Source organism: Tsukamurella sputi (assembly GCF_007858445.1).
In the GTDB taxonomy this organism is placed as follows: Bacteria; Actinomycetota; Actinomycetes; order Mycobacteriales; family Mycobacteriaceae; genus Tsukamurella; species Tsukamurella sputi.
In genome coordinates this window covers 206,066-221,464 of the sequence record NZ_VIGV01000004.1, presented here as the reverse complement: position 1 = coordinate 221,464, position 15,399 = coordinate 206,066, and the positions used below count along the sequence as shown (strand labels likewise).

The window sequence follows — 15,399 nt, the reverse complement described above, 5'->3', positions numbered from 1 at the left end:
ACACGCGCGGTCCGCCGCCTGTGGCACGAGGCCGCAGGCAACCGGTCCATGATAGAGGAAACCGCAGGTCGCTGTCGAATCGCGCCCGGTCAACCCCTCGGGCTGCGGTCCTCGATGCCCGACGGTGCCCCAGCCTTGACCGGAACCGGGCAGAACGGGTGCGGGAAGCCATCCGCACCTGACATGCGCCAGCGCACCCGGCACGCAGGGTGCGACCGGGCGAAACAGGTGCAGGGAGCCACCCCCGCTCGCGTGGCCGATGCCGATCGCCCTCGATTCACCGAGCGCCGTGACGATGGTGCGACGGTGCGACGAACTCGTGCTGCAGGTCGCACACGCAGGCGATGTATATCTCCTCCCGGTACCGAACGCGCTCGTCGGGCGTCCGCGCGCTATGACAGAACTCGAGCACCTGCGGTGGACACGCGACGAACAGGTCGGACGGGGAGCGGTCGATGCGCCGCAGACGTTCCGTGATCGCTTCATCGCCGATCCTCGGATGATCCCAACGCCAGCGGTCTCGCGGCGACGGTGTCGTACGGTTGCGCCGTGCAGCTCTCCGACCTCCCGCCGGGCGGGGTCACGCGCCTGCGGGGGACGTCACCGCTCGCGCTGGCGGCCGCCACGGAGCGGCGCGGCCCGGGCGACCCGATCGTCGTCCTCCCGGGCCTGACGCAGCCGCTGGGATCGTCGCCCGCGGCGATCATCGACGACGTGCTCGCGCGCATCGTCGCCGTGGCCTTCGAGCTGTTCCCCGCGTGGCTCCCCGAACCCGGGAACGCGCCGGAATCGGGCGCGATCCTCGACCGGTTCACCGCCCGGTCTCAGGCGCACCGGCACGACGGGGCGCCCGGCATCGGCGTCGCACTCGGGGCGCTCGCCACCGCGGCACTGCGCCCCGAGTCGATCGTGAGCTTCACCGAGCTGCCGGCGGCGAACCGTCGGGGCGCGATCGAGTACGCGCTCACCCACGGCTACGGCGCGCCCCGCATCGCCCTGGCGCTGGACGTGGACCGCCCCGTCGCCCCGCACCAGGCCGACGCGCTGTCCGTCGCCGCGCAGTGGCTCGCGCGGGGCGGCTGCGCCGTCTGGCTGCTCGGGCCGGGCTCGGAGCCCCTGGACCGGTTCCCCCAGGTCGACGGTCCGCCGCTCACCGTCGACCCGGAGACGGCGCGGTCCGCGCACACCGTGGGCCTCGAACCGCCCCCGCTGTTCCCGCCCGTCGCGGGCCGGCCGCATCCCGCGAGCGCGGCGGAACAACACCTGGAAAGCGCCCTCGCGCACCAGGACTGGGCCGCGGCGCGAGTGTGGAACCACGCCGTCGACCTGGGATCCCTGCATCCGCCGGTGCGCGTCGACCTGCACTTCCCGCCGCAGCGCCTCGTGGTGGAGGTCGACGGTCCCGATCACCGCACGATCGAGAAGTACGAGGCCGACCGACGGCGCGATGCCGACCTCCTCCTATCGGGCTTCCGGGTGCTGCGGCTGACCAACGCGCGGATCATGGACGACCTCGCCGCAGCCGTCGCCGTGATCCGTACATTGGTCCTGTCGGGAATCCCATGACGGCGGAGGGGCGCAGGGTGAACGAATCGATCGCCGGTCTCACCGGCACGGAATCCGCGGTCCTGCTGGTTCTGGCCTCCGCCGTGGAGCCGGTGCGCAACCCCGACCTGAAACTCCTCGGCCCGGCGCTGGAGGCACCGTCGCGGCGGAAGCTGGTGGAGCGCGGGCTGCTGGAGGTCGAGACCGGCGAGCGCCGCGCGCTCCTGCTCTCCCTCACCGACAAGGGCTGGGCCGCCGCAGCGGCGCTGCTCGAATCCCCTCCCCCGCCCCGCGCGACGCCCCAGCTGCGGGCGCTGTTCACCTTCGCCGCCGGGATCGGCCGGTACCTCCGGCGGGAATCGCTGGCGCTGGGCGAGGTGGTCACGCCCGCCGAGACCACCCCGGCACCACCCGTTCAGGCGCCGACGCCCGCCTCCGACGGTCCGCCCGCCGAGCGGGTGCGCGCCGCGTACCGGGCGATCGCGACGCCCGGCGCCTGGGTCGCCCTGCACCGCCTGCGGGCCGCCCTGCCCGGCGTGCCGCGCACCGTCGTCGACGAGGGCCTGCGTGCCCTGTACCCCGAACCCGGCGTGCACATCGTCGCCGAGGACAATCTCAAGGCCCTCACTCCGGACGATCACGCCGCCGCGCTGCAGCTCGGCGGTCGCCCCCTGCACGCGATACGGATCACTCGATGACGCTCTCCGATGTGCAGCGCACCGCGCTGCGTTCCGTCCGCCTGAGCTGGGCACCCACCTACGAGGAGGTGTGGGACGCCGCGTCGGAGGACACCCACGTCGACGGCCTGCACACCGACGTCTGGGAGGACCTGGAGGACGCCCTCGGCGACGCCGTCGCGAGCACCGGCGCCTCCCCCACCGGCCTGGTGATCACGGGCAACGCGGGCACCGGCAAGACGCACCTGCTCACCCGGTTCCGGTCCGAGGTGCAGGCGGCGGGTCACTACTTCGTGCTGCTGGAACTGCTGGACGCCACGGACTTCTGGCGCGCGGCGCTCACCTCGCTGCGCAGCTCGCTGCTGCGGCCCGCGCGCGATCACGAGACACAGCTGGCCCAGCTGCTGTGGCTGCTCTCCGACGAGGCCGGGCTGTCGCGGGCGCACCGCCGGGAGTTCTCCGGCGATGCGGTGCCCACCCCCGAGGGCCTGGACGCGCTGGTCGCGGCGATGAGCAAGCGCCGCCCGCAGGTGCGGCAGTACCACGGCGTGCTGCGCGCGCTGGTGCTGCTCGGCTCCCCCGACAGCCGGCTCGCCGACCTGGGCTCCGCCTTCCTCGAGGACATCGAGGTCGAGGAGACCGCCGCCGAGCGCCTGCACTGGGGCCTGCCCGCGCACGGCTTCCCCGCGGTGGAGACGGTGCGCGCGATCTCGGCGTTCATGGCGGAGACCGCGGCGACGGTCTTCGCCGTCGACCAGATCGACACCCTGCTCGCGCAGTCCGCGGCAACGCTCACCGCGCCCGACGCGGCCGAGAGCGAGGTCATCGAGCAGGTCGGCCACGGGCTGATGTCGCTGCGCCAGGGCCTGTACCGCACCGTCACCGTCGCCTGCATGCTCCCGACGGCCTGGGAGACCCTCTCCAGCCGGGCCACCGCCTCGGTCGCCGCCCGGTTCCGGGTCGTGGGCCCGCTCAAATCGCTGCCCGACGGTGCCATCGCCCGCGCCATCGTCGAGCGGCGCCTGACCGCGGCGTACCGCGCGAAGGACTTCGTCCCGCCGCACCCGACCTGGCCGATCGCGCCCGAGGCCTTCGCCTCCGCGGTGCACCACACCCCTCGCGACCTGCTCACCAAGGTCGACGCGCACATCCGGGCGTGTGTCACCAGCCGCACGGACTTCGAACTCGCCTCCTTCAACGACGGTCCGCCGCGCACCGTCGCCACGCCGGCGCCGGCCGCTCCCGCCGCGCCCGCGCCCGAGCAGCCCGCCCTGCCGGAGACGACCCCCGCGGAGGCACTCGCCCGCATCGACGAGCAGTTCCAGGCCCTGCGGATCCGGGCCCGGGTGGGCGACATCGCGACGGATCAGACCGTCGCCGACAAGCGCATGGGGGCGCTCATCGAGGCCGGGCTGCGCGCCTGGACCCGCGAGGACGGGGGCGAGGGCTTCCAGATCGAGCGCGGCAACAAGCAGCTCGACGGCCGGCTGCGGCGCCGCCTGCCCGGCCGCGTGGAGGACGAGCAGCACTGGGCCTTCCGCGCGATCCCCGCGCCGAACGCCGTCGCGACCACCAACCGCGTGCAGAGTGCCGCGACCGCGGCCGGTGTCGCCGCCGGCATGGACCGCCGCAAGCTCTTCCTGCTGCGCTCCACACCCTGGCCCAACAGCCCGAAGGCGTCGTCGGTGATCGCCGACGCCGTCGAGCGCGGGGCGGAGCTGCTCCCGCTCGACGAGGCCGATCTCGCCACGCTCGACGCGCTGGGACGGATCATCGCGAACTCCCCCGACGGGCTCGACGAGTGGCTGACGGCGCGCCGACCCGCGCACGGGCTGCGGATGTTCGCGGGCCTCGACCAGAAGCCGGCCGACCGGCCCACACCGGCGTCCCGCCGGGCGCGGGGCCTCATCCCCGGCGACGCCGTGGGGCGCGTGGGCGGGCTGTCGAGCTCCGTCGCCGACGTCATGTTCGGCAGGCCCCCGGCTCCGCGCCCGGCGCCGGAGGCACCCCCGGCCACGGCCGCACCGTCGTCACCGTCGGGAGACGGGGCGATCGCGGTCGGCCTCGGCCCGGACCACCGCCCGGTCGCACTGGAACCGGCCGAGCTGCGCAAGCACACCGCGATCTTCGCCGGCTCCGGCTCGGGGAAGACGGTGCTGATCCGCCGGCTCATCGAGGAGTGCGCGCTGCGCGGGATCTCCGCGATCGTGCTGGACCCGAACAACGACCTCTCGCGGCTGGGTGAAGCCTGGCCGGACGCACCGTCGGGCTGGTGGGAGGGCGATGCCGAGCGCGCCGAGCGCTACCTGCAGGGCACCGAGGTGATCGTGTGGACGCCCAACCGGGCGTCGGCGCGACCGCTGGTGCTGCAACCGATCCCGGACTTCGCGGCGCTGCGTTCCGGTATGGACGGCGACGGACTCGAGGCCCAGGAGGCGCGCGAGGGCTTCGCGATGGCCGTGGAGGCCTGCGCGAGCGCGCTCGAGCAGCACGTCGGGATCGGTGGTGCGAAGCGTGAGCAGCAGCGGGCCATCCTGCGCGAGGCGCTCGACGCCTACGGCCGTCAGGTCGGTACGGCCGAGATCCGCGGCTTCGCCGAGTACCTCGCCGAGTGGGACTCGACGCGCAGCAGCCTCGGCAGCGCCGACAAGCTGGCGCCGGAACTCGCCGCGAACCTGCAGGCGGCGCTGATCAACAACCCTCTGCTCGGCGGCAAGGGCGAGGCGGTCGACCCGGCCACGCTGCTCTCCCCCGCGGCGGGCAAGCGCGCGCGGATCTCGGTGATCAGCCTCATCGGCCTGCCGGACGAGACGCAGCGGCAGACCTTCGTGGCGCAGCTGCAGCTCGCGCTGTTCGCGTGGATCCGGCGCCACCCGGCGGGAGACCGCCCGCTCGGCTGGCTGCTCGTGATGGACGAGGCGCAGCAGATCGCGCCGTCGGGCGCGGTGAAGCCGTCCACCGAGTCGACGCTGCTCCTGGCCTCGCAGGCCCGCAAGTACGGGCTGGGCCTGGTCTTCGCGACGCAGGCGCCGAAGGGCCTGCACGACAAGATCGTCGGCAACAGCGCCACGCACTTCTACGGCAAACTCAATGCGCCCGTCCAGATCCAGGCCGCCAAGGACCTCGCCGCCGCGCGCGGTGGGCGGCTCGACGGGATCGGCGGGCTGGGCGCGGGCGATTTCTACCTCGGCGCCGGTGCGTCGACGGTGCGCCTGCACGCCCCGATGTGCCTGAGCCACCACGCCGCCAGCCCGCCCACCGAGGACGAGGTCCTCACCATCGCACGGAGGAGCACGACATGAGCCCGAAGAAGAAACTCAGCTGGGGCGAGCTCTCGCCCCGCGCCAAGACCACGATCGTCGCGGCGGCGGCCGTCGACGCGGGGCTACGGGCCTGGGCGCTCGCCGACCTGGCCGGACGCGACGACGCCGAGGTCCGCGGCCCCAAGAAGCTCTGGGGCCTCGGCCTCGGCGTGGTCAACTCCGCGGGTCTGCTGCCCGCGGCCTATCTGCTGTTCGGCCGCGCCTCCGCGCAGGCCTCGTCCGCGACGGCCTGACGCGGATCAGCCCGCGGGGCGGGTGGCGCGGCGACGGGGCTGCTGGGCGCGGCCCTGCCCCGTCGGGCGTCCCTGGACCTGGGCCCGTCCGCCGGACGAGGCCTGACGCTGCTGCCCCGAGCGCTGACCGCCCTGGCCGCGCCCGGCGCCCTGGCCCCGTGCGGCGCCGTCGCGGCCGGCACCGTCGGACCGCTGGCCCGTGCCCTTGCCGCGGCCCGCGCGCCCACGCCCCGGAGCGTGACCGCCGCCGGGGCGGCGCTGCTGCTGCGGCGGCGCGACGGGCTCGGGCTTGACGTACGGCGCCACGTCACCGACGAGGTCGACGACGACGGGCGAGGCGGCGGTGACCGCCACCGGGCGCGCGGCGATCGCGGCCTTCTTGAGCAGGACCTGGGTGTCCTTGCGCTGCTCGGGCGTCATCACGGTGACGACGGTGCCCGCGCTGCCGGCGCGCGCCGTGCGGCCGCTGCGGTGCAGGTAGGCCTTGTGCTCGGCCGGCGGGTCGACGTGCACCACGAGCTCGACGTCGTCGACGTGCACGCCGCGGGCGGCGATGTCGGTCGCGACGAGCACCCGCGCGGTGCCCGCGCTGAACGCCTCGAGGTTCCGGTCGCGCTGCGGCTGGCTGAGGTTGCCGTGCAGGTCACGCGCGGGGATGCCCTGCTCGGTGAGCTGCTTGGCGAGCTTCTTGGCCTGGTGCTTGGTGCGGGTGAAGAGGATCCGGCGGCCGGTACCCGAGGCGAGCGCGCGCACCAGGGCGGTCTTCTCGTCCTTGCCGCCCACCTCGAAGACGTGGTGGGTCATGTCGGCGACGGGCGAGGTCTCGGGGTCCACGGAGTGCGAGACCGGATCGTGCAGGAACTTGCGCACGAGCTTGTCGACGCCGTTGTCCAGCGTCGCGGAGAAGAGCATGCGCTGCCCGTCCGACGGGGTGGCCGCGAGGATCCGGGTCACAACGGGAAGGAAGCCCAGGTCGGCCATGTGGTCGGCCTCGTCGAGCACGGACACCGCCACGTCGGACAGGTCGACGATGCGCTGCCGCATGAGGTCCTCGAGGCGGCCGGGGCAGGCGACGACGATGTCGACGCCGTTGCCGAGCGCCTGCTCCTGGCGCGACTGCTTGACGCCGCCGAAGATCGTGGTGACGTTGAGGCCCAGGGACTTCGCCAGCGGCTCGACGGTGGCCGTGATCTGCGTCGCGAGCTCGCGCGTCGGCGCGAGCACCAGGCCGACGGGGCGGCCCGGGCGGCGGCGCGATCCGCGCGCCTCGTCGACGGCGACGACGAGCGGGATGGCGAAGGCCAGGGTCTTGCCCGAGCCGGTCTTGCCACGGCCGAGCACGTCGCGGCCGGCGAGGGTGTCGGGCAGGGTGTCGGCCTGGATCGGGAACGGGGTGGGGCGGTCCATCGCGACGAGGGCGTCGACCACGGGGGCCGGGACGCCGAGGTCGGCGAAGGAACGGGTGGGCACAGCTGTAGACACGGGTGTGGTCATACCTAACACTGGTGGTGGCGAAGGCGGCGGTGGCCGCGTCCGTTCGCCGCAAGAAAAGAACCGGGAGGAGGTCTCGAGCCGCTACCGGCGAGACAGGGCCCGGGAGCCCTACGACGCATGTAGGGCGTCACCGCCCCACACGATCTAGAGCATAGCAAAGTTGTTCGCGCGGCCGCGTGCACGCGCGGCGGAAGTGCCGACGCTCACACGCCGGACGGTGTTACCCGTGCGCCGGGGCGGCGGCGCGTGAGCGACAATGCACACAGGAGGCGTCCACATCGGCGCTGCCAGGGGAGGCGAGAGATGACCACAGGAAGAACCCGGCCCGTGCGGAGGGGCGCGGCGGCGATCGCCGGGGCGGCGGCACTGATCTCGCTCGCGGCGTGCACACCGGTCGCCGGGTCCGGTTCCGCGCAGCCGACCGACGTCGCGGCGTACCAGTCCACTGTCGCCTCCTCGCGGGCGGCCGCCGCGGCCGCGGCCAAGACGTCGGCGTGCACCGCCTGGCGTGCGGCGTTCGACAAGCGCAACCCGCTCACAGACGCGACGATCGCGGCCACGAAGGACGGGAAGTGGACCTGGGACAGCATCGGTCCCGCGATCAACGCCGAGCTGGCGGCCATCGCCACGGAATCGGGCACGCTCCCGGGGATCGTCGCGACCCCGGACCTGGCGCCGACCATCCGCACCCTCATGACGGACTACAAGACGAAGCTCGACGCCTACGGCGAGGGACTGCGCGCCGATCAGGCCGCGCGCTCGACGTCGACGGACAGCTGGAGCCGCTCCAACCCCGCTCTCGACGCGCTGCAGACCGTCACCAACAATGTGCAGGGAATCTGCTCCATCGGGTGAGCAGGTCAGGGGAGGAAGACGCATGACGAGGAACATCACCAGGATCGCCGGGCCGGCCGTGGCCGCCTTCGCGGGGGCCTCGGTGCTCGCAGGCTGCACCGTTGCGGGTGACGGATCGGCGTCACCGTCGGACGTCGCGGCGTACCAGACCACGATCGCGTCGTCGCGGGCCGCGGCGGCGGCCTCGGCACTCTCGTCGGCGTGCACGACGTGGTCGCAGAACCTCAGTACGCGGCTCGTGGCCAGCCGGGCGACGGCGGCGTTCACCAAGACCCCGGGCTGGCAGTGGGACGGGATCGCCGGACTGGTGAACGCCGAGCTGGCCGCGGTCGCCACCGAATCCGGCAAGCTGCCGGGCATCATCGGCACCGCGAACCTCCAGCCCACGGCGAAGACCCTGTTCACCGACTACCGCACCAAGCTCGACGCGTACGGTGAGGCCCTCCGGGCCGACGCCCAGGCCCGCGGCTCCGAGGCGCAGACCTGGGCCAAGCGCAATCCCGCGTCGGAGACCCTCATCGCGGCGGAGAAGGCGATCCAGGCGACCTGTCCGCGCTCCTGACGCGCCAGCGCGGGCCCACGCGAAAGGCCCCCGTCCTCTCCTTGCGGAGTGGACGGGGGCCTTCTCGTCTGTGCGGTGCGGTCCGGCCCTACTTGGCCTTCTCCAGCACCTCCACCAGGCGCCAGTGCTTGCTGGCGCTCAGCGGACGGGTCTCCATGATCCGGACGCGGTCGCCGACACCGGCGACGCCCTCTTCGTCATGCGCCTTCACCTTGGAGGTGGTGCGGATGATCTTGCCGTACAGGGAGTGCTTCACGCGGTCCTCGAGCTCGACGACGATGGTCTTCTCCATCTTGTCGGACACGACGTACCCGATGCGGACCTTGCGGCTGTTCCGCTCCTCGGTGGTCACATTGCTTCCGTTCTCGCTCATGCGGCGTCACCCTCCGGACCCGAGGCCAGGCCGAGCTCCCGCTCGCGCAGGATCGTGTAGATCCGGGCGATGTCGGTACGCACGGTGCGCAGGCGACGATTGTTGCTCATCTGTCCGGTGGCCATCTGGAAGCGCAGGTTGAACAGCTCCTCCTTGGCCTCACGCAGCTTCTCCACCAGCTCGTCCGCGGTGAGACCGCGGAGATCAGCGGCGACGGTGTTCGACATCAGAACTGCTCCTCTCGGGTCACGATGCGGGTCTTGCAGGGGAGCTTGTGCTGTGCGCGGCGCAGGGCCTCGCGAGCGGTCTCCTCGTTGGGGTAGGACATCTCGAACAGCACCCGACCGGGCTTGACGTTCGCCACCCACCACTCGACGGAACCCTTACCGGAACCCATGCGGGTCTCGGCCGGCTTCTTGGTCAGCGGGCGGTCCGGGAAGATGTTGATCCAGACCTTGCCGCCACGCTTGATGTGGCGGTTGATGGCGATACGAGCGGACTCGATCTGACGGTTGGTGATGTAGGCGGGCTCGAGAGCCTGGATGCCGTAATCACCGAAGGTCACCTTGTTGCCGCCCTTGGACTGGCCCGAGCGGCTGGGGTGGTGCTGCTTGCGGTGCTTGACGCGACGGGGGATCAACATGGCGTCAGCCCTCCTGGTTCGTTGCAGCCGGAGCAGCCGCCACCGGAGTCTCCTCCGTTGCGGCGCGACCGGCCTCAGTGCTGGTGGCGGTGGTGCCCGACGCACCGCTACGACGCGGGCGCTGGGGGCGCTCACGACGCGGGCCGCGACGGTCGTCGTTCGACGGTGCCGCCAGCTCGCGCCGGCCGCCCACGACGTCGCCCTTGTAGATCCACACCTTGACGCCGATCCGCCCGAAGGTGGTCTTCGCCTCGTGCAGGCCGTAGTCGATGTCGGCGCGCAGCGTGTGCAGGGGCACGCGGCCCTCGCGGTAGAACTCGCTGCGGCTCATCTCCGCGCCGCCCAGGCGACCCGAGCACTGGACCCGGATGCCCTTGACGTTCGGCTGACGCATCGCCGACTGGATCGCCTTGCGCATCGCGCGGCGGAAGGCCACGCGGTTGCTCAGCTGCTCCGCGATGCCCTGCGCCACGAGCTGGGCGTCGGCCTCGGAGTTCTTCACCTCGAGGATGTTGAGCTGCACCTGCTTCTTGGTGAGCTTCTCCAGCTCGGAGCGGATGCGATCGGCCTCGGCGCCGCGGCGGCCGATGACGATGCCCGGACGCGCGGTGTGGATGTCCACCCGCACGCGGTCCCGGGTGCGCTCGATCTCGATCTTGCTGATGCCAGCGCGCTCGAGGCTGTCGGTCAGACGCTTACGGATCTGGACGTCTTCCTTGACGTACTCCGAGTACTGCTTATCGGCGTACCAGCGGGACTTCCAGTCCGTGGTGATGCCGAGGCGGAAGCCGTGGGGATTGATCTTCTGACCCATGCTTACGCTCCCTTCCGGCTGTTGCGGCTGGCGGCGGGCTTCTTCGACTCCAGCGACTCCACCACGACGGTGATGTGGCTGGTGCGCTTGCGGATCCGGTACGCACGGCCCTGGGCCCGCGGCTGGATGCGCTTCATGGTCGGCCCCTCGTTGGCGTACGCCTCCGAGACCACCAGGGTGCGCGGGTCGAGACCCAGGTTGTTCTGCGCGTTGGCGATCGCCGAGGCGAGGACCTTCGCGACGGGCTCACTCGCGGCCTGCGGCGCGAACCGCAGGATGGCGAGCGCCTGCTCGGCGTCCTTGCCGCGGACCAGATCGATCACGCGACGGGCCTTCATCGGCGTGACGCGCACGAAACGTGCGGTCGCCGACGCCGAGGTCTGTGCTGCTGTGTCGTTGCTCATTAGCGGCGCTTCGCCTTCCGGTCGTCCTTGATGTGGCCCTTGAACGTCCGCGTCGGGGCGAACTCGCCCAGCTTGTGGCCCACCATGTTCTCCGAGACGAACACCGGCACGTGCTTGCGACCGTCATGGACGGCGAAGGTGTGACCGATGAAGTCGGGGATGATGGTGGAACGACGCGACCAGGTCTTGATGACCTGCTTGGTGCCCTTCTCGTTCTGGACGTCGACCTTCGCGAGGAGGTGGTCGTCGACGAACGGGCCCTTCTTGAGGCTGCGTGGCATTCTCTAACTCCCTCCTAGCGCTTGTTCTTACCGGACTTGCGGCGACGCACGATCAGCTTGTCGCTCGCCTTGTTCTTGCGGGTGCGGCCCTCGGGCTTGCCCCACGGGCTCACCGGGTGACGACCACCGGAGGTCTTACCCTCACCACCGCCGTGCGGGTGATCGACCGGGTTCATGACGACACCACGGACGGTCGGGCGCTTGCCCTTCCAGCGCATGCGGCCGGCCTTGCCCCAGTTGATGTTGCTCTGCTCGGCGTTGCCCACCTCGCCGACGGTGGCGCGGCAGCGCACGTCGACGCGACGGATCTCGCCGGAGGGCATACGCAGGGTCGCGTACGCGCCCTCCTTGCCCAGCAGCTGGATGCTGGCACCGGCCGAGCGGGCCATCTTGGCACCGCCACCGGGGCGCAGCTCGACGGCGTGGATCACGGTGCCGGCGGGGATGTTGCGCAGCGGCAGGGCGTTGCCCGGCTTGATGTCGGCGTTGGGGCCCGACTCGACCACGTCGCCCTGCTTCAGGTCCTTGGGGGCGAGGATGTAGCGCTTCTCGCCGTCCAGGTAGTGCAGCAGTGCGATCCGCGAGGTGCGGTTGGGGTCGTACTCAATGTGCGCGACCTTGGCGTTGATGCCGTCCTTGTCATGGCGACGGAAGTCGATGACGCGGTACGCACGCTTGTGACCGCCACCCTTGTGCCGGGTGGTGATACGACCGTGCGCGTTACGGCCACCACGGCCGTGCAGCGGGCGGACCAGCGACTTCTCCGGGGTCGAACGCGTGATCTCGTCGAAGGTCGAGCCCGACGAGCCACGACGACCCGGGGTGGTCGGCTTGTACTTACGGATAGCCATTTAGCTCGCGCCTCCGAAGATGTCGATGGGCTTGCTATCGGCGCTCAGGGTCACGATGGCGCGCTTGGTGCTCTTGCGCTGACCGTAACCGGCACGGGTGCGCTTGCGCTTGCCCTGGCGGTTCAAGGTGTTGACGCTGTCGACCTTGACGCCGAAGACCTTCTCCACGGCGATCTTGATCTGCGTCTTGTTCGCGTCCGGGTGCACCACGAAGGTGTACGTGTTCTCCTCGATGAGGCCGTAGGCCTTCTCGGAGATCACCGGCGCGAGCAGGATGTCCCGCGGGTCGGCGGGGATGGTTGCGGTAGCCATCAGGCGTTCGCCTCCTCGGTCTTCGTGGCGCTCGCGATGAACGAACCCAGAGCCTCGCGGCTGAACACCAGGTCATCGGCGTCGAGGACGTCGTAGGTGTTGAGCTGGTCGGCGGTGATCCACTTCGCGTTCGGCAGGTTCTGGACGCTGCGCTGCGCGGTCAGGTCCTCGCGGCCGACGACCACGAGGAACTTCTTGCGCTCCGACAGCGCGGCCAGGAACAGGCGGGCCGACTTGGTCGACGCCTCCTGGCCGGCCACCAGCTCGGTGACGACGTGGATGCGGTCCTCGCGAACCCGGTCGGTGAGGGCACCGCGCAGAGCGGCGGCCTTCATCTTCTTCGGGGTGCGCTGGCTGTAGTCGCGCGGCTGCGGACCGTGAACGGTGCCACCGCCGTTGAACTGCGGCGCGCGGGTCGAGCCCTGACGGGCGCGGCCGGTGCCCTTCTGGCGGTACGGCTTACGGCCACCGCCGCGGACCTCGCCGCGGGTCTTGGTGGCGTGGGTGCCGGCGCGCGCAGCGGCGAGCTGCGCGACGACCACCTGGTGCATCAGCGCGATGTTGGGCTCGACGTCGAAGATCTCGGCGGGGAGATCGACGGTGCCGTCGACCTTGCCGTCGGCGGTCTTGACATCAAGAGTCAGCTTGCTCATGCGCGAGCACCACCCTTCACAGCGGTACGGACCATCACGAGGCCGCCCTTGCGACCGGGGATGGCGCCCTTGATCAGCAGGACGCCGGCCTCGGCGTCCACCTTGAACACGGACAGGTTCTGCGTGGTCACCTTGTCGGAGCCCATGCGGCCGGCCATGCGGACGCCCTTGAAGACGCGGCCGGGGGTGGCGCAGCCACCGATGGAACCGGGGGCACGGTGCACGGCCTGCGCGCCGTGGCTGGCGCCGAGACCGGCGAAGCCGTGGCGCTTCATGACGCCGGCGTAGCCCTTGCCCTTGCTGATGCCGGTCACGTCGACGAAGTTTCCGGCCTCGAAGACGTCGGCGCCCAGCTCCTGGCCCACCTCGTAGTCGGCGGCGGCCTCGGCATCGGCGAGCCGCAGCTCGGCGATGTGGCGACGCGGCGTGACACCGGCCTTGGCGAACTGGCCCGAGACGGGCTTGTTCACCTTGCGCGGGTCGATCGCACCGAAGGCGATCTGCACGGCGTCGTAGCCGTCGGTGGCCTGGGTACGGATCTGGGTGACCACGTTCGGCCCGGCCTTGACGACGGTGACCGGGACGACCCGGTTGTTCTCGTCGAAGACCTGGGTCATGCCGAGCTTGGTGCCCAGGATTCCCTTGATCTTGTTCTCAGTCATATCGATTTCTCCGCAGCCGCTTACTGGATGTTCACGTCGACGCTGGCCGGCAGGTCGATGCGCATGAGCGCGTCGACCGTCTTCGGCGTCGGGTCCAGGATGTCGATCAGCCGCTTGTGCGTACGCATCTCGAAGTGCTCGCGCGAGTCCTTGTACTTGTGCGGCGAACGGATGACGCAGTACACGTTCTTCTCCGTCGGCAGCGGCACGGGACCGACCACACGGGCGCCGGTGCGGGTCACGGTCTCGACGATCTTCCGAGCAGACGCGTCGATCGCCTCATGGTCATAGGCCTTGAGCCTGATGCGGATCTTCTGTCCCGCCACGCTGTGTCCTCTTCCGTCAAGTGTTCAAACGTATTGCCAGACACACGGACAGCTGAATCACGTGCGGGAACGCATCCCGCCTGAAGTCGATCGACGCTGTTCATGTGTCAAATTGCTCCGGTCCACGCGGTCGGGCGTGTCGCGCTGGCGCTCATGCTCCGCCGTGTGTTCCGGTGGCTCCCGCGAGGGGTGCCGGGCGATACCGTAGCCGGGAGAGTCTGCCGTCCCCGTGTCACAGGGGACCGCGCCGCCCGACAAGGCAACCCGACCAGTATGCACTGCTCGGGCCCGTTCTTCAAATCGAACCGGTCGATCCCGCCCCTGCGATTCGCATCACAAGCGGCACTCGGCCCTGCTCTGGAAGAATATCGGTCATGACCGAGCGGAGCGTCGCGCCGAGGCCGGGCGCGTTGCTCCTGGCCGTACTCCTGTGTGTCGCCGCACTGCTGGGCGCGGGATGCCACGTCGAGACTGCGGACCGGCCCACGGCGCCGTCGACGGCGGCCCCGTCGAGCCTCCCGGTGCCGCGGCCCGTCGCGGCGGTGCAGGACGATGCGATCCGCTACCGCTACCCGGCACCGAACGCGGATCCCCGCCAGAACTACGGCAACCTCTACCTGCCCCGGGGCGCCCATCAGGCGCGCAGCGTGCCGGTGGTCGTCCTGATCCACGGCGGGGGCTGGAAGAACCGGTCCAGCGCGGCGTACATGTCCGACGTGGCGCGGGCGTTGCAGGCGGCCGGGCTGGCGGTGTGGAACGTCGAATACCGGCGGGTCGGCTCGGGCGGCGGCTGGCCGACGACCTTCACCGACGTCGGGCACGCCGTCGACTTCGTCCCCACGCTCGCCGCGAACGCGCCCGCGATCGACCCGTCGAACGTGATCCTCGTGGGCCACAGCGCCGGCGGACAGCTCGCCGCCTGGGCGGCGACGCGGCGCACCCTTCCCGCCGGGGCACCGGGCGTCACGTGGCCGGCGGGCGGTGGCCCGACGGTGATCCCCCGCGCCTTCGTCTCCATGGCCGGGGTGCTCGACATGCGCACCTCGTCGCGCCTGAACGATCACGTGCGCAAGGTGCTCGACGGCATGCCCGATCAGGTGCCCGACCGCTACGCACTGGCGAACCCGATCCAGCGGATCGACCCGCTGATGCCGTCGGTGGCGATCCACGGCACCAAGGACACGGTCGTGCCCGTGAGCGAGTCCATGGACTTCGTGGCCGCCGCGCGCGCCCTGGGCGCCCCGTCGCTGATGGTCCAGCTCGACGGCGCGAACCACGGCACGCCCGTCACCGTGCGCTCGCCGTACTGGCAGACGATCCTCGACACGATCGTCCGGTTGTCCCGCGAGGGCTTCGACGCCCTCGCCGCGAACCCGCCCCGCTGAGCGCAC

At 71.3% G+C, this 15,399-nt stretch carries 19 protein-coding genes; 7 read left to right on the top strand and 12 right to left on the bottom strand.

Going from position 1 to position 15,399, the window contains the following annotated elements; translation table 11 throughout:
- Nucleotides 1-549: 549 nt before the first annotated feature.
- The 4 genes from FK268_RS13920 to FK268_RS13905 are packed head-to-tail and all read left to right on the top strand — an operon-like array spanning nucleotide 550 to nucleotide 5,778.
- Entirely contained in the window at nucleotides 550-1,566 is a 1,017-nt protein-coding gene (locus FK268_RS13920; RefSeq protein ID WP_158636111.1) for an endonuclease domain-containing protein, read from the top strand.
- A 17-nt stretch (nucleotides 1,567-1,583) separates the two neighbouring features.
- Nucleotides 1,584-2,243 carry a winged helix DNA-binding protein gene (locus FK268_RS13915; RefSeq protein ID WP_146434988.1) on the top strand — a complete coding sequence of 220 codons (660 nt, stop codon included), beginning with the start codon at nucleotides 1,584-1,586 and terminating at the stop codon, nucleotides 2,241-2,243.
- Nucleotides 2,240-5,524 (top strand): helicase HerA domain-containing protein, encoded by a 3,285-nt coding sequence (locus FK268_RS13910; RefSeq protein ID WP_146434985.1) that lies wholly within the window; start codon nucleotides 2,240-2,242, stop codon nucleotides 5,522-5,524. The genes FK268_RS13915 and FK268_RS13910 overlap by 4 nt, the downstream gene beginning before the upstream one ends.
- A complete protein-coding gene (locus tag FK268_RS13905; protein ID WP_146434982.1) occupies nucleotides 5,521-5,778 on the top strand; it encodes a hypothetical protein in 258 nt (85 codons plus the stop codon). Before FK268_RS13910 ends, FK268_RS13905 begins: the two co-directional genes overlap by 4 nt.
- 6 nt (nucleotides 5,779-5,784) lie before the next feature.
- On the opposite strand, the gene FK268_RS13900 is transcribed toward FK268_RS13905, so the two are convergent.
- Complete coding sequence (locus tag FK268_RS13900; protein ID WP_146434980.1) at nucleotides 5,785-7,272, bottom strand: DEAD/DEAH box helicase; 1,488 nt, start codon at nucleotides 7,270-7,272, stop codon at nucleotides 5,785-5,787.
- A 303-nt stretch (nucleotides 7,273-7,575) separates the two neighbouring features.
- On the opposite strand from FK268_RS13900, the gene FK268_RS13895 reads away from it, so the two are divergent.
- Together FK268_RS13895 and FK268_RS13890 are read left to right on the top strand one after the other, a co-directional pair.
- Nucleotides 7,576-8,127, top strand: coding sequence for a hypothetical protein (locus FK268_RS13895; protein WP_146434977.1), 552 nt, complete (start codon nucleotides 7,576-7,578; stop codon nucleotides 8,125-8,127).
- A 22-nt stretch (nucleotides 8,128-8,149) separates the two neighbouring features.
- Entirely contained in the window at nucleotides 8,150-8,689 is a 540-nt protein-coding gene (locus FK268_RS13890; protein WP_146434975.1) for a hypothetical protein, read from the top strand.
- Nucleotides 8,690-8,777: 88 nt separating this feature from the next.
- On the opposite strand, the gene rpsQ is transcribed toward FK268_RS13890, so the two are convergent.
- The 11 genes from rpsQ to rpsJ are packed head-to-tail and all read right to left on the bottom strand — an operon-like array spanning nucleotide 8,778 to nucleotide 14,008.
- Complete coding sequence (gene rpsQ, locus FK268_RS13885) at nucleotides 8,778-9,062, bottom strand: 30S ribosomal protein S17 (RefSeq protein ID WP_068573211.1); 285 nt, start codon at nucleotides 9,060-9,062, stop codon at nucleotides 8,778-8,780.
- Nucleotides 9,059-9,289: a 50S ribosomal protein L29 gene (gene rpmC, locus FK268_RS13880; protein WP_013128010.1), complete on the bottom strand. Its 231-nt coding sequence runs from the start codon at nucleotides 9,287-9,289 to the stop codon at nucleotides 9,059-9,061. The genes rpsQ and rpmC overlap by 4 nt, the downstream gene beginning before the upstream one ends.
- Nucleotides 9,289-9,705: a 50S ribosomal protein L16 gene (gene rplP, locus FK268_RS13875; protein ID WP_146434973.1), complete on the bottom strand. Its 417-nt coding sequence runs from the start codon at nucleotides 9,703-9,705 to the stop codon at nucleotides 9,289-9,291. Before rplP ends, rpmC begins: the two co-directional genes overlap by 1 nt.
- Before the next feature lie 4 nt (nucleotides 9,706-9,709).
- Nucleotides 9,710-10,519, bottom strand: coding sequence for a 30S ribosomal protein S3 (rpsC, locus tag FK268_RS13870; RefSeq protein WP_068522668.1), 810 nt, complete (start codon nucleotides 10,517-10,519; stop codon nucleotides 9,710-9,712).
- A 2-nt stretch (nucleotides 10,520-10,521) separates the two neighbouring features.
- On the bottom strand, nucleotides 10,522-10,923 hold the full coding sequence (rplV, locus tag FK268_RS13865) for a 50S ribosomal protein L22 (RefSeq protein ID WP_146434970.1): 402 nt from the start codon (nucleotides 10,921-10,923) through the stop codon (nucleotides 10,522-10,524).
- Nucleotides 10,923-11,204 (bottom strand): 30S ribosomal protein S19, encoded by a 282-nt coding sequence (rpsS, locus tag FK268_RS13860; protein ID WP_068522670.1) that lies wholly within the window; start codon nucleotides 11,202-11,204, stop codon nucleotides 10,923-10,925. The genes rplV and rpsS overlap by 1 nt, the downstream gene beginning before the upstream one ends.
- A gap of 14 nt (nucleotides 11,205-11,218) precedes the next feature.
- Nucleotides 11,219-12,055: a 50S ribosomal protein L2 gene (gene rplB / locus FK268_RS13855; RefSeq protein WP_126196442.1), complete on the bottom strand. Its 837-nt coding sequence runs from the start codon at nucleotides 12,053-12,055 to the stop codon at nucleotides 11,219-11,221.
- Nucleotides 12,056-12,367 (bottom strand): 50S ribosomal protein L23, encoded by a 312-nt coding sequence (gene rplW / locus FK268_RS13850; RefSeq protein WP_068522672.1) that lies wholly within the window; start codon nucleotides 12,365-12,367, stop codon nucleotides 12,056-12,058.
- A complete protein-coding gene (gene rplD / locus FK268_RS13845) occupies nucleotides 12,367-13,020 on the bottom strand; it encodes a 50S ribosomal protein L4 (RefSeq protein WP_146434969.1) in 654 nt (217 codons plus the stop codon). Before rplD ends, rplW begins: the two co-directional genes overlap by 1 nt.
- On the bottom strand, nucleotides 13,017-13,682 hold the full coding sequence (gene rplC / locus FK268_RS13840; RefSeq protein ID WP_146434967.1) for a 50S ribosomal protein L3: 666 nt from the start codon (nucleotides 13,680-13,682) through the stop codon (nucleotides 13,017-13,019). The genes rplD and rplC overlap by 4 nt, the downstream gene beginning before the upstream one ends.
- A gap of 20 nt (nucleotides 13,683-13,702) precedes the next feature.
- Nucleotides 13,703-14,008 (bottom strand): 30S ribosomal protein S10, encoded by a 306-nt coding sequence (gene rpsJ, locus FK268_RS13835; protein ID WP_003938093.1) that lies wholly within the window; start codon nucleotides 14,006-14,008, stop codon nucleotides 13,703-13,705.
- A gap of 374 nt (nucleotides 14,009-14,382) precedes the next feature.
- Here rpsJ and FK268_RS13830 point away from each other — a divergent pair, with 374 nt between their 5' ends.
- A complete protein-coding gene (locus tag FK268_RS13830; RefSeq protein ID WP_146434964.1) occupies nucleotides 14,383-15,393 on the top strand; it encodes an alpha/beta hydrolase family protein in 1,011 nt (336 codons plus the stop codon).
- The last annotated feature ends 6 nt before the right edge of the window (nucleotides 15,394-15,399 follow it).